The organism is Coprobacter secundus subsp. similis (assembly GCF_015097275.1).
In the GTDB taxonomy this organism is placed as follows: domain Bacteria; phylum Bacteroidota; class Bacteroidia; order Bacteroidales; family Coprobacteraceae; genus Coprobacter; species Coprobacter secundus.
In genome coordinates this window covers 86,866-109,237 of record NZ_AP023322.1, presented here as the reverse complement: position 1 = coordinate 109,237, position 22,372 = coordinate 86,866, and the positions used below count along the sequence as shown (strand labels likewise).

At 48.8% G+C, this 22,372-nt stretch carries 13 protein-coding genes and 1 pseudogene; 2 read left to right on the top strand and 12 right to left on the bottom strand.

Annotated features, from left to right (window positions below; genetic code table 11):
- Positions 1-130: 130 nt before the first annotated feature.
- The 7 genes from Cop2CBH44_RS00320 to Cop2CBH44_RS00290 form a co-directional block, all read right to left on the bottom strand.
- Positions 131-4,240 carry a two-component regulator propeller domain-containing protein gene (locus Cop2CBH44_RS00320; RefSeq protein WP_200755279.1) on the bottom strand — a complete coding sequence of 1,370 codons (4,110 nt, stop codon included), beginning with the start codon at positions 4,238-4,240 and terminating at the stop codon, positions 131-133.
- 35 nt (positions 4,241-4,275) lie between these two features.
- On the bottom strand, positions 4,276-5,625 hold the full coding sequence (locus Cop2CBH44_RS00315; protein WP_200755278.1) for a heparinase II/III domain-containing protein: 1,350 nt from the start codon (positions 5,623-5,625) through the stop codon (positions 4,276-4,278).
- 583 nt (positions 5,626-6,208) lie between these two features.
- Positions 6,209-7,357: a glycoside hydrolase family 88/105 protein gene (locus tag Cop2CBH44_RS00310; RefSeq protein WP_154668493.1), complete on the bottom strand. Its 1,149-nt coding sequence runs from the start codon at positions 7,355-7,357 to the stop codon at positions 6,209-6,211.
- A gap of 35 nt (positions 7,358-7,392) precedes the next feature.
- Complete coding sequence (locus Cop2CBH44_RS00305) at positions 7,393-8,001, bottom strand: hypothetical protein (protein ID WP_021929329.1); 609 nt, start codon at positions 7,999-8,001, stop codon at positions 7,393-7,395.
- A 30-nt stretch (positions 8,002-8,031) separates the two neighbouring features.
- Entirely contained in the window at positions 8,032-9,489 is a 1,458-nt protein-coding gene (locus Cop2CBH44_RS00300; protein ID WP_044229019.1) for a RagB/SusD family nutrient uptake outer membrane protein, read from the bottom strand.
- Between the two features lie 13 nt (positions 9,490-9,502).
- Positions 9,503-12,589 (bottom strand): SusC/RagA family TonB-linked outer membrane protein, encoded by a 3,087-nt coding sequence (locus Cop2CBH44_RS00295; RefSeq protein ID WP_246469149.1) that lies wholly within the window; start codon positions 12,587-12,589, stop codon positions 9,503-9,505.
- Between the two features lie 82 nt (positions 12,590-12,671).
- The gene (locus tag Cop2CBH44_RS00290; RefSeq protein ID WP_021929332.1) at positions 12,672-13,409 is read right to left on the bottom strand and encodes an SGBP N-terminal domain-containing protein; all 738 of its coding nucleotides are present in this window, start codon (positions 13,407-13,409) and stop codon (positions 12,672-12,674) included.
- Between the two features lie 534 nt (positions 13,410-13,943).
- Between Cop2CBH44_RS00290 and Cop2CBH44_RS00285 the strand changes: the two genes are divergently transcribed.
- Entirely contained in the window at positions 13,944-16,619 is a 2,676-nt protein-coding gene (locus Cop2CBH44_RS00285; RefSeq protein WP_200755277.1) for a 4-alpha-glucanotransferase, read from the top strand.
- Positions 16,620-17,147: 528 nt separating this feature from the next.
- On the opposite strand, the pseudogene Cop2CBH44_RS00280 reads toward Cop2CBH44_RS00285, so the two are convergent.
- The 5 genes and pseudogenes from Cop2CBH44_RS00280 to Cop2CBH44_RS00265 form a co-directional block, all read right to left on the bottom strand.
- Positions 17,148-17,987: pseudogene (locus Cop2CBH44_RS00280) on the bottom strand (IS3 family transposase); the annotation flags it as partial.
- Positions 17,972-18,475 (bottom strand): transposase, encoded by a 504-nt coding sequence (locus Cop2CBH44_RS16420; RefSeq protein WP_246469148.1) that lies wholly within the window; start codon positions 18,473-18,475, stop codon positions 17,972-17,974. The gene Cop2CBH44_RS16420 and the pseudogene Cop2CBH44_RS00280, both read right to left, overlap by 16 nt.
- Before the next feature lie 267 nt (positions 18,476-18,742).
- Positions 18,743-19,651 carry a DMT family transporter gene (locus Cop2CBH44_RS00275; protein ID WP_055100103.1) on the bottom strand — a complete coding sequence of 303 codons (909 nt, stop codon included), beginning with the start codon at positions 19,649-19,651 and terminating at the stop codon, positions 18,743-18,745.
- Complete coding sequence (locus Cop2CBH44_RS00270) at positions 19,644-20,243, bottom strand: DoxX family protein (protein WP_200755275.1); 600 nt, start codon at positions 20,241-20,243, stop codon at positions 19,644-19,646. The genes Cop2CBH44_RS00275 and Cop2CBH44_RS00270 overlap by 8 nt, the downstream gene beginning before the upstream one ends.
- A gap of 41 nt (positions 20,244-20,284) precedes the next feature.
- Complete coding sequence (locus tag Cop2CBH44_RS00265) at positions 20,285-21,166, bottom strand: SDR family oxidoreductase (protein ID WP_200755889.1); 882 nt, start codon at positions 21,164-21,166, stop codon at positions 20,285-20,287.
- A gap of 130 nt (positions 21,167-21,296) precedes the next feature.
- Here Cop2CBH44_RS00265 and Cop2CBH44_RS00260 point away from each other — a divergent pair, with 130 nt between their 5' ends.
- Positions 21,297-22,151, top strand: a complete 855-nt coding sequence (locus Cop2CBH44_RS00260; protein ID WP_200755274.1) for a helix-turn-helix domain-containing protein — start codon at positions 21,297-21,299, stop codon at positions 22,149-22,151.
- Positions 22,152-22,372 lie beyond the last annotated feature (221 nt).

Here is a 22,372-nt window from a genome sequence, read left to right as displayed (position 1 = left end):
TTTAATGTATTAATGTTTAAACAAAGGGCAACCCCTTCTTTGAATTCCTGTTGTAAAATTATTCCCCGAAAACATCTTTTATTTGACCTCTTAGGCAATTATGTAGCCCATTTCGGCAAAAACCGGCCAATCACCCCCGCCCCCTCATCTTAGCCAGAAAAGCAGAAGGCGTATCACCGAACTCCGCCTTAAAAGCCTTCGTAAAATAAGACGCCGACTCGATGCCCACCAGTTGAGGAATCTCCTTGATAGCCAAGTTCTCCTCCACCATCAGCCGGGCAGCATACCGCATCTTGTAACTCCGTATAAACTCCACCACCGACTTGCCCGTATTCGCCTTCACCAGCGAGAACAATTTGCGGCGGCTCATCATCATCTCCCGCGCAATATCCTCTATATTCACATCCCGCGAAGCAATCTCACGCCTCAATATCCCCGTCAGCCTCTCCATGAAATCATTCCCCGCCTTATTCTTCACACGCTCCCCCGTATCGATAAAATAATTCTCCGCATAATGCCGGCGAAAGCCCTCCCGCAACGCCAGCAAGTTGTTCAAAGTCCCTACCAGAAGCTTGAAGTCCAATGGCTTCTCCACATACGCCTCCGCTCCCGAAGTACACCCCTCCAGACGATTCTCCGCACCACTCCGTACCGTCATCAGCACAAAAGGAATATGAGACCACCTCTCGCTCCCTTTCACCTCCCGGCAGAGCTCCACCCCATCCATCAAAGGCATCATCCAGTCGCTCAATATAAGGTCTGCCTCCCTCGACTCCAGCACACCGAGAGCCTCCCGGCCGTTACCCGCCGGCACCACGGTAAAATAAGGCGACAAGCGATGCTCTATCATCGCCCGCAAGTCCTCATTATCCTCTACCAGAAGCAACGTCCGCTTATCCGAAACCGCATAATCCAATGCAAAATCCGATACAACCCCGGCAGAAGCAGGAACCGGCAGAATAATCTCCTCCGTCACCGCCTCCGCCTGTACCGGAGTACAATTCTCATCCCCCTCCTTCAAAGGCAGCCCCACCACAATGTCCGTACCCTTGCCCCGCTCGCTCGATATCGTTACAAAACCCCCATGCAACAAGACCAGCGACCGCACAAGAGCCAGACCGATACCCGAGCCCAAATGCTCCTCGCCATCCTCATCATCCACCCGGTAAAAGCGGTCGAACACCTTAGAAATAGAATCTGCCGAAATGCCTATCCCCGTATCCTTCACCACAAAGCCGAAATAGTGCCGGCCCACCACCAGATCGCCCTCCGTATGGCTCACCGCATACTCCGTCTCAAACCGGCACACATCACTATACGTCTCCAGGCACACCCGTCCCCCCGCCGACGTATATTTCACCGCATTATCCAGCAAGTTCAGCACAATTTTCTCCACCATCTGGTAATCAAACAAAAGACCCTCCGGGACCGACGCACTCGCCATGATGCGGAACACAATCTCCTTCTTTATCGCATACTCCCTCAACTCCGAAGCACAACTGTGCACCAGAGCATTCAAGTCACCCCGCCCCAGCTTCACGCTCATCATACCCTTCTCCACCATCCTGAAATCAATCACCTCGTTTACCAGCTTCAGCAGACGGGTAGAATTACTCTTCAAAGCCTGCATATAGCCCTCCGGTATCCGCAACTCATCCTCCTCCATACTGTCGATAGTACCCAGAATCATAGTCAAAGGAGTCTTGAAATCATGCGTAATATTCGTAAAAAAACGCAACCGCGCCTGGTGGCTCTCCTCCTGGTCCCGCTTCCGGCAAGCCGCCAGATAAATCTCATTCTCCAACCTGTGGTTGCGCAACCGGTTCCTGTTATAGAGATACAACGCCAGCAAAAACAAGCAAGCATAAAAAGCATACGCCCACCAACTCGCCCAAGGAGCAGCCTTCACCACGAACGTCACCGACCGGGGCTCGCCCCACACACCGTCATTATTAGAAGCCATGGCCTCAAACACATATTTGCCAGCCGGCAATTTAGGATAAGAAATATACCTGCGCGACACATCCACCTCCACCCACTCGTCATTATACCCTTTGAGACGATACCGATACCGGTTCTTCAAAGGCAACACATAATTCGTCGACGACAATTCGATAGACACATTATTCTGATTATGAGACAATTCCACCCTCTCCCCCCTCGACAACTGCGAAACCACCTTACAGAAAGAAGACCCATTGAAGACAGACTCGTTATTGAGCTGGAAATCAGCAATCAGTACCCTCGACCTGAAACCATTGATATGCACCCTCCCCGGCTCGATACAAGTAAAACCCTCCGTACCGCCAAAATAAATCTCGCCCTTCGTATCCGAATACACCGCATGAGGATAGAACACCAGCCCCTGGATGGCATCATTATTATCATACCGCAGAAAACTATGCTCCGACTTGTCAAACCGGAACAAGCCCGAATTGCTACCCAGCCACAAATTACCCTTGCTGTCGGCCGAAATACTGTTTATCGTTATCAAGCCGAACTTCAATATCGCATCATACACCGTACACTTCCCCGTCGCCACACAATACTCCACCAGCCCTTTATTCTGAGTACCTATCCACAAAGACCCCCTCCGGTCGTCGAAAAACAACGAACGTATATTATAAGACCCGTCCCTCGAAACCGGTACCGTCTCGCTCTTCCGCCTCCGGATATCAAACCGGAATATATCATCATACGACGCCAGCCACAAATACCCGTCCTTACTGCGGCAAACATCGATAATACGCTTATTCTCATACCCGATATTCTCATTCCCCAGAAAATAATGATTCGAACGCTCGCCCCCGAACGGGAAATAAGTCAGCATCGTACCACTCACCTGGTACACCACCCACATGCCCGAGTCAGCCTCCGCCACCACCTTGCTTATCTCATTCGACAATACTCTCCGGTCCGAAGAATTACTGTTATAGTTCCTGAACACCCCGCTCCGCGTATCCAGGCAATCTATACCGCCCCGGTACATCCCTATCCACAAATTGCCCGACCCGTCCGCCAGCAACGTCTTCACATAATCATAACTCAAGCTGTTACTCCCCGACCGGTGGCTGTAAGCATGCACTATACCCCGGTCACGGTCATAATAATACAACCCTCCGCCCTCCGTACCCAGCCACAGACGGTCGCCCTGGCGCACAAAAGCACTTATCGGACGAGGCGTGAATCCATACTGGTCCAGCGTCTGCGTATCGAAACCCGTCGTCTCATTCAATGCCAGATAACTGATACCCCCCGAATACGTACCTATCCACAAATTACCCTGCTCATCCCCCGCAATCGTCCATACCGAATTATTTACAAGGCTGAAAGGCTCCTTCACATCCCGCGTAAACAACCTATACACCTCGCGCTCCGGGTCGAACAGGTACAACCCCTGCTGAGTACCTATCCACATACGGCCCTGATTATCCACATAAAGGCACTTCGCCGGAACCTTGTTTTCCGCCTCCTGCAACAAAAAATCATACCTCTTCTCAATCCTCTTCTCCCGGACATTCAAGACAAACAACCCCTTCGTTTCCGACAACACCCACAAGCGGTCACCGACAAAGCGAGCCGCCGCAATCCGGGTCCTCTCCGGAAACGCATACACGACATCGATTTCCCGGTCACGCCCCTTAATGCAGAAAATCTTGCCCCAGTCCGTCCCTATATAAATATCCCTGCCCCCGGGAGCCGAGCACAACACACTGTTCATATACGTACTCTCGCTGTCCATCATATCAAAATGAGTATAATCGCCCGTCTCTGGGTTATACAGCCCCAGCTCGTCCCCCGTAAACCACAACGAGCCCGACCCGTCCTCATAAATACGGGTCACTGCACCCCCATACACCCTCTCGAACATATCCAAGTCCTCATTATACAGAAACACGCCTTGGGACGTCGCCAGATACAAACGCCGCTTCGAATCCGAAAAAACAGACTGGAAGTACACCGACGACGAAAACTCATTACGCACAGCCATACGCTTCGAATACCGCTTATAATTGAACCCGTCGAAATGGAACAACTCGTCCGCCGTCACAATCCAGATAAAACCATTCCGGTCCTGGATTATCGACTTCACACCGTCATACCCCAGACCACCCGAAGGCGACATTGTCCTGAACTTATACTCACGACCATCACCGGCGTACACGCAAGCAAGACACAAAAACCCGCACAAAACAAGTCCCAGCACCCTCGCACGATATGACAACACACTCCGACCCATATTCACAATAAGCATTTACATTCACTCAAAAAAAACTACTCGATAACCAGGCGCACCACACCCCGGTCAATTTTCCTGTCCGGACGGATAGCTATCCGCGTCATTTCCGGGCCGTTCTCCTGAAGCTGCTCCGACGTCACCGAGAAACCGCAATCCCCCGGAACCGTCACCCTCACCCTCACACGCTCGTTCTTACCCTCTATCTCGATGCAGTCGCGCCCCTTCATCGACCAACGGCCGAACGTTATCAAAGCCGACTCATACGCCCGGGGCCACTCGCAATCGATACTGTCCTCCACTATCAAAACACCCCCGCCCGAACGGTCATACGTAAAAGACCGCGTCAAGCCCCGCAAGCCATCCACCGGATAGGCCGAAGTCAAGTCCAGCATAAACACATCCCGCTCCTCCGTAAAGTCCGCCCTTGCCACCCGGGCACGAGCCTCCGCCCCCGGCAGCTGGCACACCCCGTCCACACACGGCACAGGATGCCCGTAAGACGACAACGTCTTGAACGTATAACGCTTGTCCGTCCACATGTCACCCGCATAATTATAAGGACCGCCCGCATCGCCTATCAACATCTCGCCGCCCTTTACCACCACGAAAGAACCCAAATCATTATGATTATGATTCTCCCCGTTATTTCCGCCCTTCAACGCCACCGAGACTGTACCTTCCGGATTCCGATGCCGGGATATCAGCACCCCCGCACAATCGAAATACTGGCGCAACCGGTCCACCTTCCTCCCGGCACTCCCCGCCACCGCACAAGACGCCGTATTCGGGAAACACCTCATTGCCGTCGCAGACAAGACCGGTTCCACATCCGTCTCCCAAGCAGGCTCCGCCGCATAACGCTCCAAGCCCAGCCCCAGATTCCGGTTACAATACCACAATATATAAGGCATCACACCCGTTCCTATCTTACAATCGGCAAACGCCGGATACACCCCATTCTGAATCTCGAAATTTACCCCGTACAAAGCGATTTTACCTATCTTGTCATCATCAAACAAATCTATCCTTCCCCCCGTACTCTGATACAACTCCTCCCTCAGTACGATATAATTCGAAAAACCATAATTAAAATAACCCAGCCCCTCGGTACAATAACCATCATCCGTAAAGCCCAGAATGCTGTTGCGCGAATAATACTCAGCAGCAGCCACATAATAAGCACGCTCATGCACGTCCTCTATCAAGGACAAAGCCGCCCCCGTCACCCCGTTCAAGCAAACCGAGTTCCAGTTATCCGTCCGGTGAACCCACGAATTATTGCCCCGGCCCGTCTCCAACGTCTCCCTCGTAGGGACAAAGACCCGGGAATAAACAGAGTCCACCACAGCACGCCTCACGCCGGCCGACAACTTGTCCCCCAACATATACAGCGCCTGACCCAAATCCTGGGCAAAAAGAGAAGCCACCAAATCCACATGATAACGGCGACCGTAAAAATTGTCCAGACTGCGGTCATGCGCCGGCAACACCCAGGAACGATGCGAAATCAACTCCCGCAACGTGTACTCTATCGCCGGGACATACTCCCCCCGATTCTCGATACACTCCGCCCACACAAGATAAGACAAGCGGCCCTTCCGCCGGTTTATCATCCGCTCACCCGGCGGACGCACCCCATTGCGCGAAAACTCAAGATACGCCTCATCATCCCAGGCAGGCATCGCAGAGTCCCTTATCTCCCTCGCCTTATCCAGAATCGGAGACACATCATACCTGCTCGCAAAACCCGCCCAGGCAGCCCGGTTCCGGTACGTAGGGCCAAAACCCCGAGGCTCCCGAGGCAACATCCCGCACACCTCGCGGATACGCCCCTCCATCCGGCTCCCGAAAGGCTCCATTACAGGAACATGAGCCGTCACACCACCCCAAAAAGTCAAAAATACCAATACAATAAAAACACGCTTCATCTCCATAATCCCTTATATTTTCCGGCCGGGAATACACCCGTCACTCCTTCACACTATCAAGATACACCATAATCTCCTTGCCCGCCAGCATAAAAGCCCCCGCACCATACACCTCGGTCATCTCCTTTGTCACCCTCTGGGGGTCAGCACCCACCGGCTGCACCCAGCCCAACATCCCGTCCGGCTGTACCGAAGCCACCAGAGCCTCCCAGCCCCTGCGGGCATAAGGCAGATAAATATCCTCGTCCAGCAAGCCCGCATTTATCCCCCACCACAAAGCAAACGTGAAAAAGCCCGTAGAACTCGTCTCAGGAGAAGGATACGAAGCCGGGTCCAAAAGACTCGCATGCCAATACCCCTTCCCATCCTGGAAAGTAACGATACGGGACATCATCTCCTTAAACAACTCTATATACCGCCCCCGAGAGACAAAATCATCCGGCAACTGCGGGATAAGCAAAGACAAGCCCGCAACCACCCACGCATTGCCACGGCCCCAAAAAACCTTCTCTCCATTCCTCTCCCGCTTCCCGAAATAACTCGAATCCCGGTAAAACAACTTCTCCCTCTTGTCGAAAAGAAAACGGTAAGACATCCAGTACTCCCGGTCCATAAACTCCCGCAAGCGAGGATTGCACGTTATATTCGCAAACGCCGCAAACACAGGAGGAGCCATATACAAAGCATCACACCACGACCAACGGTCTTTCGCATGAGGCGTATCTATATAAAAACCCGAAGGAGACGGATGATTCATGATAAACTCCAGCCTCGAAACCGTCGGATGAATAATACAATCCTCCTGCCGCTTCATATAAAGCCGGGCATACATCAACGCGACGGCCAGGTCATCAGCAAAATATATACGGTTGGCACCACCCGACAACTGGTACCTGTTACGCTCACACACCGACTCGTACCACTCGATAAACTCCCCGTTCCCGTCAAACTCCGCCCATGAAGCCAGAGCCGACAGAAAAACTCCGTTCTCCCAACTCAAATCACCATTCGATTTCCAATAACGCTTCTCGTCCATACGCGGATAAGCCTCTATCTGCCACGCAGCCACATCCGTCACTACCCGCCTCACATCAGCCTTATCCAGCTGGTCCGAATACACCCTCGCCCCCGCCGGCGAGCACCACACACAACACCAAACAACCAAAAACAATATTCCAAATCGTCCCATAAACAATAAATTTCCAAAAAAATTTCCACAACACACTACAAAGCCAGAAAACGAGTATGCAAAAGATGGGCAATACCATTCCTCGGCCTTAAATTCGTCGTATGGCACTTACTGTAATTCACCGTACCGTCACTGTTCACATACCCCGCCTGCATCGCGTTCAAGTCCTGGCTCGATGTCGGCGGATTAGGATACAGCCGCAACCGCACCGACAACACCCCGTTGCAAGTAAGCACATCTATCGGAGTCGTCGTCAAGTCAGCCGAATGATACAAACCCGGCAACGTATACCCCTTCAACATCGTCTGCAATACCGACTTCGGGACAGAAGCCACAGAAGCATATTTCTTCGTAGTCAACCAACTCGCAAACTCCTCGTCATCCAGCAGGAAATAAGTCATATTGTCCGTCTCGTAAAACTCCTGCATCTCCGCCCGGTTGATAGCCTCGTACATCAGCACCAAATCCAGATTGCTGCGGCTGCGGACAAACTCATAACAAGTCATATCCATCTCCTTCGTCACCGGAGACGACTCATTCTCATAATCGAACTGGTAATCCAAACCGAAAAGACAGCAAGAAGACAAGCCCGCAACCATCCACACAGCAAGCAGATATACCACACATTTCATAAACCCTCTCATAAACCTACCATTTATATACATAAAACAACATCAATAATTTCCCGTCTGCACAAGCTTGTCATTCTCATTCAATATATCCTGAGAAACAGGCCAGTACCGCTGCCACTCCTCCGTATACCGGATAAAGCCCCTGCCCCCGTAAGTCGTGATATAACCATCATAAAAAGCATTCATCACCGACTCCAGACGACCCGTACGCATGAGGTCTGACCATCGCTTGCCCTCCCCATACAACTCGAACTGCCGTTCCTGAAGAATATCATCCTCTATCCGCAACCAGTCCACACCGCCGCCGCTCACCGTATAGTCAGACAACAACCTCTCCGCAAGCCCGGCCCGTCTCCTCACCTTGTTCATCTCATCGATAGCACCCTGGTAGTCCCCCTTCCGGTTCAGAGCCTCCGCCCTCAACAACACGATATCCGCCAGACGGTAAATAGGAATATAACAATCCCGGTAAGCCGTCTCCCCCAGCCGTTCACCGGGCGACCACTTCCATATCTGGCAGCCCACAGGCATACGCACGATATGATTATCACGATAAGCCGTAATCTTCGTCGTATCCAGAGTAGCAGGCCGCCTCACATCATCAGCACCGCCCCACTCCTTCCACTTCTCCAGAATCTCCTTCGTCGGTACCAGCAGATTACCGCTATTCACATAAGTCGTCACTATGCTGTTCGCACCGTCCAGCACATACGACCATTTCAACGTCCATATATTATCCGTCGTCTTAGGGTCAGCACACACCTTCTTGAAATCAGTCCCCTCCAGCGTATACACATTCAAGTCATACAACCTTTGGGAATACCCGATAGCACCATCATAATCCCCGTTCCACATCGCCACCTCCGTACAAAGCGCATACAAAGCACCCGGACTGTAAATATAAAGCTCCGTCTCAGAATCATCCACCAACCTCGCAGCCTCCGACAAGTCGCCCTTTATCAGCTCCATGATACTCTCCTTCGACGACCGCACAGGCTTATACACATCGCTCTTCTTCAAAACCGGCTGGGAAACCAGAGGGACATCCCCCCATATCTTATACAAATTGAAATAAGCATACGCACGCAAAAAATAAGCCTCCGACAACAAATGGTCACGCCGGTTCTCAGCCATCACCTCACCCATACGCGGAATATAATAAATCGCATAATTAGCCACCGACACCAACTTGTACCAAGCATTCCAGTCACACGAAGGCAACGCCGCCGTAAGCTTGTTGAAACAAACATTCTGATACGGATTCGTACCCCCCGACGAACCGATAAAATTATCCGACCTCGCCTCGTACCAGTTCAAGAAACCCTTCTTATAAGCATCCTTCAATGGCACATAACCCGCATTCAATGCCGCCCGCACATCATTCTCCGTCTTCCAATATATCTCCGTCGATACAGTATTCAAAGGCTCTATCTCCAGAAAATCATTCAAGCAAGAAGACATCAGCAAAACCAGTGAAAATATTCCAACTATCTTTTTCATACCTCCGTGTTGTTTAAAAGTTCAGACTAATACCCAGAAGCACCGATTTCGCCTTGGGATAAGAATTATTATCATACCCGACAGTATACCCCGAAGACGGGATTTCCGGGTCAAAACCACTATAATTGGTCCACGTAAAAAAGTCCTGCAACATAAGGCTTACCGACGCCGAACGCATCCTTGCCGCACTCGCCCACCTGTCTGGCAACCGGTACTCCAACTTGATGTTCTTCAAGCGGATATACGACCCGTCCTCTATCCAGAGACTACTCGCCTTGCGCGTATTATCCACCGTACTACGGGCACTCGAAGGCTGAGGATACTTCGCGATATCACCCGGGGCCTTCCACGAATTAGCCACATTCACCGGATTAGCCATAGTCAGAGAACTCCACTTATGATCCGAGCGCGAACTCTCATAATTATTATACACGTCACCCCCGATAGCAAAAGAAAAAAACGCCGACAAGGTAAAATTCCGATACCTGAAATCCGTACTGAAACCACCGATAAAATCCGGCTGCCCACACCCTATCACCTGACGGTCAGCCTCATCGATGACCCCGTCGCCATTCAAGTCGTCCCACATGACATCACCCCCTTTGAAGACCTCGCCCGTAGGAGACCCGTAACGCAACTGCTTCACCTCCCCCGTATAATCCTGCCCATTAAGCTGGTATTTCACAAAGCGGTCCTTCTCATCAAATACAGGAGTCAGCTGCACCCACTCAGGAGTAAAAGCATTCGACTGGTCATAAGGAAAAATCATACGAGCCCTATACCCATACATCGTACCCAGCGTATAACCATTATCCAAAATATACACATCATTCACAATCTGCACCGCCTCGCTCGGAATCGACGTTATCACATTCTTGTTCACCGCAATGTTCAAAGTCGTAGTCCACTCGAAATCACGCGTCTTGATATTCCTCGTAGAAATCATGAACTCATACCCCCTATTCCTCACCGCACCGATATTAGAATAAGAATTATCAAAACCCGTAGTACCCGGCAACTTCATGTTAAACAAAACATGACTCGTACGCTTCCTATAATAATCAAAATTAAAATTGATACGCCCATCCAGAAACGAAAAGTCGACCCCCACGTTATGCTGCTTCGTATCCTCCCAGCCCAGCAAGTCATTCTCAAGCTGAGTAGGCATGATACCGATATAATCCACATACGCCACCGTCGAGTATTGGGACAACGCCGCAAAATCACCCGCCGTCTGGTTCCCCGTCTTCCCGAAACTATACCGCAACTTCGCATCACTCAAGAAACCATCAGACCAGTCCATAAACCCCTCGTCCGAAAAACGCCACCCGAGCGACACAGAAGGGAAAAGCCCCCAACGGTTTGCACGCCCGAAACGCGACGAACCATCATAACGGATGTTCGAGTTGAACAAATAACGCTGCTTATAACTGTACGACACCCGTCCGAACCACGAAGCCATGCGATTCGCCGTCCAAGCATGCTTCGTATCCTCCATATCCACCGTCCCGAAACCCGAAGAAGTCTCCACAGCCTCCGTTATATTATCCGAAACAGACAAGTTCACATACTCCGAAGAATACTGCTGGATGCTGAAACCACCCAGCACAGAAAGCGAATGCACATCATCGAACGTCCTGCTATACGTCAAGATATCCTCATGCGTCCATTTAAAATTAGTCGTGTGCGTATTCTTCGACGACGGTATCTGGGACGCAACCAAAATAGCAGGCTGGAAATAACGGAAATTCTTCTGGTAAAACGACGCGGCAATAGACGTCCTGAACTTCAAATCCTTAATAATCTTATACTCCATGAAACCATTGAAATTCACATCATAATACTTATTGTCATTCTTACACAACATCGTATAAGCCAGAGGATTAGTACGATTGGCTACCACCGGAGCATACGTACCGTCAGGCAATATCAGAGCCATGCTCGCCGGACGCGACAATATATTGCTCCGTCCCCCCCAAGGCGTCATCCGGTTGTTCCCCGTCGTAAAAGAAAGACGCGTACCCACCGTAAAACGCTCCGTAGCCGCATAGTCGGCATTCACCCGGGAAGTAATACGCCTGTTGTACGAATTGAGCTGGATACCCTCGTCACTCAAATACCCCGCACTCAAAAAATACTTCAATTTCTTCTCGGCTCCCGAAATACTCGCATCCACCTGATGAGTATAAGCATTCCGGAAAAGAATATCCTGGTAATTATTATCCCACGTAAACGACGGGTTCAGCGTATCCCGCGAAAAAGCAGAAGGCTCGCTATTCTGCAGATAAGCCCGCAAAATCTCATAATCGATACCCTGCTGACGGTTCATCTGAGGCAACTTATGCGAAATACGGGACTGCTTCACGGAATAAGACACCGACACCTGAGGAGTAGAAGAAGTCCCCTGCCGAGTCGTGATAATGACCACGCCGTTAGCCGACTTCGAACCATAAATAGCAGCCGAAGCAGCATCCTTCAACACCTCCACCGAAGCAATATCACGAGGATTGATATTATCGATATTATCCACCTCCATCCCGTCCACGATAAAAAGCGGGTTAGAACCCTCGCTGCTAATCGTCGAGGCACCCCGTATACGGTAAGTAGACGTAGCACCCGGCTCCGATGACGAAAGTATCTCAAGACCAGCCACCTTGCCCTGCAAAGCCGTAGCCACACTCGTAGGCGCATTATTTATCAAGTCCGCAGCACCCACAGAAGTAATAGCCCCCGTAATATCCCGTTTCCTCATCGTTCCATAACCGACCACAACAACCTCGTCAAGCTCCTGCAACGACTCCTTCATCACCACATCGATGACACTGCGCCCCTTGACATCCGCCTTATAACTCACATACCCCGTAAACGAAAAAGTCAACACGCCATCCGCCGCGACATCGATACTGTACCTCCCGTCGATATCCGTCACAGCCCTCGCCTTGCTGTCCCTTACCGTGATATTCACACCCGGCAACGGGCCGTTGCTGTCCGTCACAACCCCCTTGACCACACGCCCCTGAGAATACAGGAACAACGAAAAAGAAAAAAACAATAACAACAAAGTTATCCTCGGTCCTATCATTTCACGTAAAACCATCATCCTATATGTTTATCATTATACTTAGATTCAAAAAAACACACACCGGCCCCCGTCGAGAAAAAAACAGAAGCCCCCTATAAAATCAAAGCCCCTCTCCCTCCTCCGGGTAAGCCAGCGTTACCCTGTAATTCACAGCACTGCCCGACTCAGGAGTAACCCGAAAAATAACAGTATGCGTAAAATCAACATATCCCGACCCCGAAAAAGGCACAAACTCCGTCTCAGACCCATCATCACAAACCTCGACAGACGCCTTCTGCGAAGCAGCAGAAAGCTCCAGCTCCACCAGAATACGCTCCAGTGCAGTACCCTCCGGCACCGTTACGGTAACCGCCGAATTATTGCTGAAATTAGGAAACACACGCCTCAGCACCTCACCCGTCTCATCCCGAAAATCAGGAAAACTCACCGAATACAATTCAGCCTTCGTATACACATAAGTCAATTCCCTCACCACCGAATACACAGCCACCTTCCCGCTCTCGGCACGGACCTCGAAATCCACCGACTCCGAAGTAAAATCCATAGGAGTCAAGCTGCCCGGCGTTACCGTCGTCCACGGAGACAACTCGATATAAGGACGCAACCCCGTCAACACCACATCCGGAGGCAAAACCACCCTTATCACCTTATTCACCTCATCAATCTCACCCACATGCTCCACAAAAACATTCTTATCGGCATTATGATACGGCTTGAACGAAAAATAAGAAATAGCCCTTAAATTTGACTTAGGATAATCATCTATATCCTTACTGCACCCGGTTGCCAATCCGAGTAAAAAAACAGCAAGCCCCAAAAAAACTGTTCTTTTTTTCATGAATTATGATTAGATTTATATTATATATTATACCATAAAAAATAAACATCAAAAAAATATCCGTCGACAATGCAAAAATAAGCGCACAAAAATTCACAAACATGCTCTTTTCGGCAAAAACACTGCTCCTTTTCCCCACAAAGACAATTTTGAGCACAATGTAACAAAAATCCCGAAAAAAAACAGGACAAAAAAAACAGAAAACCTTCCCCCCTGCCCCCCCTTCGGAAAAACAGCCGGAATACAACGACCGCAAAAAGCCGTTTCATACAAAAAAACCGAACCAAAAAGCACACATTTTTGTTCTAAAAAAAGGTATGGAATATAGAGCCTGTCCGGATTTTGCCCGAGCCGGATAATAATTCCCCTATCGGAAAATTCAGCCAAGCTCTTAGATTTTGAAACAAAAATTCTTTTGCAAACACTAAAAATTTTGGCACATTTTTTTTATTAAAAAAAATTCATTAATTTCATGGGACGGAAACCAACATCGCGTCCGTACCATGTAGATTAATAACTAACAATTTATATCTTATGAAAGTCATATTCAATATAGAATACCAAACAATCTGGGGACAAATCCTATACCTGACAGGAAGCCCCGATACCCTGGGAAACTTCGACGAAAACAAAGCCGTGCCGATGCGCTACAACGGCAACGGACGCTGGACATACGAGATGGAAATATCACAAGACGATATCCCCTTCGAATACCGTTACCTGGTCAAAGAATATGACAATGTAATAAACCGGGAGTGGGGCGACAACCGCACACTATACCCCGAAAACAAAACCCGGCACTGCCTGGTGTACGACCATTGGAACGAGCAACCCGAAGACAAATCCTTCTATTCCTCAGCCTTCGTCGACGGTATCTTCTCGCGGAACAACACCCATGAGCTGAAACCCTACCCGGTAAAAACACTGACACTCAAAGTCTGGGCACCGACCATACTGCCCGACCAGGTAGTCGCCATTGTCGACCGCAGCTCAGGCTGGGACGTGACAAATCCGAAGATTCTGGACGATAGCGCATACCCCCTCTGGACCATCTCCATACCCGTAGAAAACATAACATTCCCCTACGAGTACAAATTCGTCATCCTCAAAAAATCAGACAATACCCTGATAGGCTGGGAAACCGGAGACAACCGCACAGTCAACATATCCCTGCTCGCCGACAACGAATGCGTCGTCATATCCGGGATGCACCTGCACAACCCCCTTCCCGGATGGAAAGGAACAGGAGTAGCCATACCCGTATTCTCCCTCCGCACCGAACAAAGCCTCGGTATCGGAGACTTCGTCGACCTGCGGAAAATGGTCGACTGGGCTGCAGAAACCGGTATGCGCATCATACAGATACTCCCCGTCAACGACACCACAATGACACACACATGGGTAGACTCCTACCCCTACAACGCAAACTCCATATTCGCACTGCATCCCAACTATCTCCGCGTCGAAGAAATCGGCACACTGAAAGACACCGATGCGATGCAACGATACGAAGAATTGAAAAAAGAGCTGAACACCCTTTCCGAAATAGACTACGAACGAGTATCCCTCGCCAAAGAAGCATACATCAAAGCCATTTTCTCGGAAACAGGAAAAGAAACCCTCGAATCCGAAGCATTCAAAACCTTCTTTGCGGCCAACAAAGAATGGCTCATACCCTATGCCGCCTTCTGTTGCCTGAGAGACCGGTACGGGACACCCGATTTCACACAATGGAAAGAACACTCCACATACGACAAAGCCGGCATACAACAATTCTGTGCCCCCAGAAACATTTGGTACGATGACATAGCACGCACCTATTACGTACAATACCATCTGGCACGGCAATTAAAAGAAACACGAGACTACGCCCACAAAAAAGGAGTCGTACTCAAAGGAGACATACCCATTGGCATCAGCCGCCACAGCGCCGACGCATGGAGCCATACTACCCTGTTCCACATGGATTCACAAGCCGGAGCCCCGCCCGACGCCTTCTCGGTCATGGGGCAAAACTGGGGATTCCCCACCTACAACTGGCCCGTTATGGAAAAAGACAACTACACCTGGTGGAAAGCACGCTTCCGCAAAATGGCAGAATACTTCGACGCCTACCGCATCGACCACATACTCGGCTTTTTTCGCATCTGGCAAATACCCGAATACTCCGTACAAGGACTCATGGGGCACTTCAACCCCGCGCTGCCCTACACACTCGAAGAAATGCAATCCTACGGATTCTACTTCAGTCCCTACCGGCACGCACGCCCATACATCCGTCCGTACATGCTCGGCGAAATCTTCGGCCAATACGCCGACGAAGTAATGCAAAAATACCTCGTCAGAGAACACGACGGCTCATACACCCTGCTGCCCGAAGTAAACACCCAGCGCAAAATAGAACAGCTCATGGAACAAGAGCCCGACGAGACCCGGAGGACGACAATCCGCAATGGCCTGTTCACCCTCGTTGCCGACGTGCTGTTCCTCGAAGACCCCCAGCGCAAAAACCACTGGCATCCACGCATATCCGCACAATACACATACGGGTACAAAGCCCTGTCCGATTATGAAAAATGGTGCTTCAACCGCCTGTACGACGAGTTCTTCTACAAGCGGCACGACGAATTCTGGAAACAAGAAGCACTCAAAAAACTCCCTCCCCTCATCTCATCCACCCGGATGCTCGTATGCGGAGAAGACCTCGGCATGATACCCCACTGCGTACCCGAAGTGATGCATAAGCTACAAATACTCTCGCTCGAAATACAACGCATGCCCAAAGAAGCAAACCACAACTTTGCCGATACATGGCATTACCCATACCTGTCCGTCTGTACGACATCCACACACGACATGTCCACACTAAGAGCATGGTGGGAAGAAAACCGGGAACAAACCCAGCAATTCTACAATCACGTACTCCACCTCCAAGGAGAAGCACCCACATATTGCGAACCCTGGATATGCGAAAAAATCATAGACATGCAATTGGAATCACCATCGATGTGGGTCATCCTGCCACTACAAGACTGGCTGTCCACAGACGGGACTATCCGCCGGCAAAACCCGCAGGAAGAACGCATCAATATACCCGCAAACTCCCGTCATTACTGGAGATACCGCATGCACCTCACATTGGAAGAACTACTAAACAAAAAAAGTTTCAACCAAATGATAAAACGAAAAATCCGTTACTTTAACCGATAACACTTCACTCTCATCTCCCCTCGAAAGAGAGAAAACACTACACTCAAACTACTCATTTTCAAACAAAAAGGTCACTTTCCCCATCTCCCCTCTTGAGAGGGGCAGGGGGTGTGTCACGTCCGCGCACAGCTACCTAAAAATCAAAAACAGCCACACAAAGCCGACAAAAAACTCCTCAACCTAACCCGCACATCTCACCGTAACACACCCCTTTATCCCCTCCCAAGAGGGGAAACATACACACTAAACTACTCATTATCAAATAGAAAACAGCATCCCAGCCTCCCCTCTCGAGAGGGGCTGGGGGTGTGTCACGCCTGCGCACTGCCTCCCAAATCAAAAACAGCCACACAAAGCCGACAAAAAACTCCTCAACCTAACCCGCACATCTCACCGTAACACACCCCTCAATCCCCTCCCAAGAGGGGAATTATCCCCACTCAAACAACTCATTATCAAAGAAAAATCAGTATCCAAATCTCCCCTCTTGAGAGTGAAGTGACCCCCAAAAGTTGGACGGGTTATACATTATCCGGTAATGGAAAGAGTCCGGTATTGTACCGGGCTCTTTCCCTTTAACCGGGATTTTATTCTCCTATGGTTATAATAATCGATATATTCCTCCAAAGCTCTCGTGAAGGCTTCAGGGGATTCGAAGTTTTCGGCATAGAGCAGCTCGGACTTCATGATGGCGAAGAAGCTCTCGGCCATGGCGTTGTCCAGACAATTGCCCTTGCGTGACATGCTTTGGACCACGTTGCGCTCTTCGAGCCGTTGGCGGTAGCCGTAATGCTGGTATTGCCAGCCTTGGTCGGAGTGCAGGATTAGTCCTTCCAGGTCGTCATTCCGGGAAAAGGCTTTGTCCAACATATCGTAAATCTGTTCCATGTTGGGGGTTTCGGAGAGGTTATATGAGATGATTTCTCCATTGAACATGTCTATTATCGGCGAAAGGTACAGCTTGGCCGGACCGATGTTTATCTGCGTCACGTCCGTGGCCCATTTGCGGTTGGGGGCTTCAGCCCTGAAGTTCCTGGCGATGATGTTGGGGGCTGTCTTGCCGGCCTGGTGCCTGTATGAGCGGTAACGGACTTTGCGGATTCTGCTCTTGAGCTCCATTTCATCCATCAGCCGCCGTACGGTCTTATGGTTGGTCGTGAAGCCTCTGTTGCGCATCTCGGCCGTCACCCGACGGTAACCGTACCGGCCCTTATGTTCATGGTAAATGGATTTGACAAGTTCCTTTTCGTGTGCATACTTGTCCTTGTCTTTCAGATGTTTAAGATGATAGTAGAACACTGAACGGGCCATCCTTTTTAACTTTAGCAATAAGTCTAGGGGGTATTCCGGCCTTAGTTCGTCGATGGCTTTTGCCCATTCTCTCGTGCCCGGGCTTTCTTTTCCTCGACTAAGGCCTTCACTTTTTTTAGCAGCGCATTCTCGGCTCTGAGCCGCAGGTTTTCTGCCTGGAGTTTCTCCAGTTCTGTCTGTGGTTCTTTTTTCTTGGGTCTTGCCATGGGGCTCGGCTGTTTTATCCGGTAAAGGGAACCTCCTGTGCGGGCCTTTCTCAGCCAGGATTTTATGGTACTGCGGTCTACATCGTAACGGAGGCTCAGTTCTTGCAAAGATATTCTTTTTTTTGTATGTTCCCATATTATTCTTTCTTTTTCTTGGGTGTTGAAGTGGTATTTTGGGGTACGTATTCGGAGGCCTTGGTCTCCGTACTTTTCGTATCTCAGCAGCCAGTCTCTGACCATATGGCAGTCGAGATGTAGGGTCTTGCACAGGCTCGAGAGGGGACGGCCTCTCTTGATTTGCCTGACTATGTCCCGCTTTTCTTCTAAGGTGTGTTTCATTATTGCACTGTTTTTATTGGGTTTTTTGTCCAACTTTTGGGGGGCACTTCAGAGGGGCAGGGGGTGTGTGACGTTCGCGCACAGCTACCTAAAAATCAAGAACAGCCACACAAAGCCGACAAAAAACATCTCATCCCAACCCATACATCTCGTAAGAGGCCGACGAAGGTGACGGGGAGATATGCAGCCCAAGTTGAAAAGCAACCCTATTGAGCAAAACAAGATCCGTAAAAATCTATTTCATTCCAAGCAACAGCCATACAGACGTCAAACCACCATATCAGCCCGACTTTTACTAACAGTTACCAAATATACACCACCGAAAATCAATACGATTGCGATTCCCTTCACGAAATTGAACGAATCCATACCCAAATACACAGACACGATACAAGCCACCAAAGGCTGAATATAATTGTACATACCCGCAACCGTAGGGCGTAAGCGCTTCTGCCCTACCACAATCAACATATAGCTGACAAACGTACCGCATACGACAATGAAACATATCGCCCCGATAGCTTGCAAATCCAAGCCGTTCCAGTTCGTAACAATCAAATCATCATAAGAAAACGGCAAAATACAAATAAATGCATAAGTAAACATCCATTTCATGATAGTAATAAGAGAATACCGAGTTACAAAATTCTTAAATAACACGATATAAAGCGCATAACTCAATTGCGCCAGCAGTACCAGCAAATCACCCCAGATACTGTTATTCCCGCTGGTCGTTCCCTGATTGCTACCCAGAATCAACAACAGAGCACCGGTCGCCCCCAAAGCAATACCCGTCACTTTTTTGCCCGTAATAGGCTCTTTCAAGAAAAAAGCCGCAAGGATCATAGCCCATAAAGGCATACTCGTCGTTATAATAGACGCATCTCCCGGAGAAGTCAATCCCACCCCGAAGATAAAACACCCCTGATTGAATACGATAGCCAATAACGAAGCCCCGAACAATTTAACCATATCACGCGGAGCCACCCGTTCAGGCTTTCGGAAAAAAGATACAACCCAAAACAGGACCATAGCACCGAATACACGCATATCCGTCAATATAAGAGGCGCTACAATTCCACCAGACATGACTATTTTTGCAACAGGGGACATAAGCCCCCACGAAGCATTAGCCAAAAACATGGAAGCATGCCCGACAATAGTAAACTTACTCATATCTCAAAATATAATAACTCGATATAAACAATACCATAACCGGAATCAGCAACACAGCAACAATCCAACCGGAAACGATATTTGCAAAAAGAACACATAAAATCACAAAAGCAACAGCCACACAACATATACTCCATCTCTCACTTCGCGAAAGAAAACGTCTACCCCCCGACGAATAGAAACAAAAGTCCATCGAATACCTACCCGCACCCCACAATATCAAAATCACGTACATACCCAAAAACAACATCGGCAACGCTTTTATACTGAAAGGGTCGGAAAAATGATATTTTACCGCAACCAACATGTTGAAAGCCAAAATACCCGCAGAAATTCTCATTTGGAATCCCAAAATCAAAGTAACCGGACATACGACCTGTGCAAAAATAGTCAGCCATAAAGAAGGCAAATCACCGATACCAAGCGGGTCGCCAAAAAAGTCAGCAGCATACCGGTCATAATCAACGATCTTTCCATAACCATACGGAATCATCATCAAACCGGAAAAACAACGGAATAGCAAAATCAGATACGAACTGTAACAATCATATTCCCGCTCACGACTCAAACAATAATTCAGAATATCTCTCATACAGGGCAAAAATTGGATTTATCAATCTCCAAAAACACCACTCAATAAGAAGTCCACGCCCCGTCGACCGTAAATATAGAGCCATTTACAAACGAAGCCTCATCCGACGCCAGAAACAAAGCTACCGTTGCAATCTCCTCAGGAGAACACTTTCTCATATTCGTAATATACCCTTCGTGTACCTTATCCTCTATCACTTTCCAATTATCGATAGTAGCATCACGCGTCGTTTTCGAACCTATCAGTTTTTCGCTGTTGGCCCGGAGATTGGTATTCACCCGTCCGGGAGCCACCGCATTGCATCGGATATTCTTCTCTTTATAATTGAAAGCCACATTCTTGGTCAACCCCACAAGTCCATGTTTAGAAGCTACATAAGCCGCCCCTCCGCCTCTCGCTCCTGTCAATCCGGCAATAGAAGCTGTATTGACAATGACACCGCCACCCTGTCTTTCAAAGACAGGAATAACCGCACGTATGCCTCGCATCGGAGCCGTCAAGTTCGTAGCAATCACCTTATCCCAAAATTCATCACTAACCTCACCGACCGGGACCAATTCATCAAACACCCCCGCGTTATTCACCAGAATATCTATCCTGCCATACATGTCGAGAGTAACATCTATCATTTTCTTTACATCAGACTCCTTTGTCACATCTACCCTCACCGACGCAGCCGAAAGGCCTTTCCCGACAAGCAATTGAGCCACCTCTTCAGCACCCTTGCCATTAATGTCGGCAATCATCACTTTCGCCCCTTCCGAAGCAAACAAAGCTGCCATCGCTTTTCCATTGCCCGATGCCGCTCCGGTTATCAATGCAACTTTACCTTTTAGCCTCGTTCCTGTAGGCTGGGCATAAGCCGAACACGCCAAACCGCTAAACAAAATCAAAAAAACGTAAAACAAACTCGCACATTTCATAAAAACATCTCCTTTAAATCGTACAACTACTTTATCTCTTAATCCCATATCAATTATTTTTTAAGTAAAAGTAGTACGTACAAAAGCAATATTATTGTATTTTCGCATGAATAAATTGTAGTATTACAATATGTGGAAAGAAAATCTATATCAACCAGTAGAAGTCTTGACCCGCAAGCACACAAAATTCCCTATAGACGAACACCAACATTCATTCTTCGAAATGGTCTATGTACAGTCCGGCAGCGGTTCTTTTTATGTAAAAGAAGGAGATTTCAAAGTACAACAAACAAACTACAAATCCCATGCACTCTTCCTCATTCCGCCCGATACAGTTCACCGTTTCACCATTGACACGCACTGCGAATACATCTTCATTCGTTTCACCCCGCATTATGCAGCAGACTATCTCGGCAAACAAATAGAACAATCACTTTATACATCACTCAAACAGTGTGCAATAACACTCGACGAAAAAGACACAACAATCGTCCGTTCCCTGTTCAGACACATCGGGCAAGAAGCATCCCATACAAGAAAATACTCAAACTACATATTACAACAATGGCTTAACAGTATTCTCGTCATCGTAGCCGGCCACTTCATGCAGGAAAATTCGGCCGAATACACCTCTGCCTCGATAGAGCCCGACAAAGCAATGTACTTGTTACAATACATTCAGCAACATATCTATCAACCCGAACTTCTGAAAACTAAAGCACTCTGCAAGAAATTCAACATGGCTTCCACATACGTCGGTCAGTATTTTAAACAGCATTTTCAAGAAGACCTGCAACAGTATATCATCAGAAACCGACTCAAAATAGTCGAAAATCTATTGACAGACACAACCATGAGTATAAAAGAAATAGCTGCAAAAATGGGATACACAGACTCCTGTTATCTGGTACGAACCTTTCGTTGCCATTACAAAATGTCACCTTTGGAATTTCGAAAAAAGCAATTACAACAAGATTTATCTTAAAAAAATACTCCCCCAAAAATACCATCCAGACCTCCCCTCTCGAAAGGGGTCAGGGGTGTGTAACACCCAAGCACTGCCTCCCAAATCAAAAACACTCACTAAACCCGACAAACACCACCTCCTCAAAAAACACCTCAAACCAACCCGAGTACCTCACCGTCACACACCCCTCAATCCCCTCTCAAGAGGGGAATTATAACACACTAAACAACTCATTAACA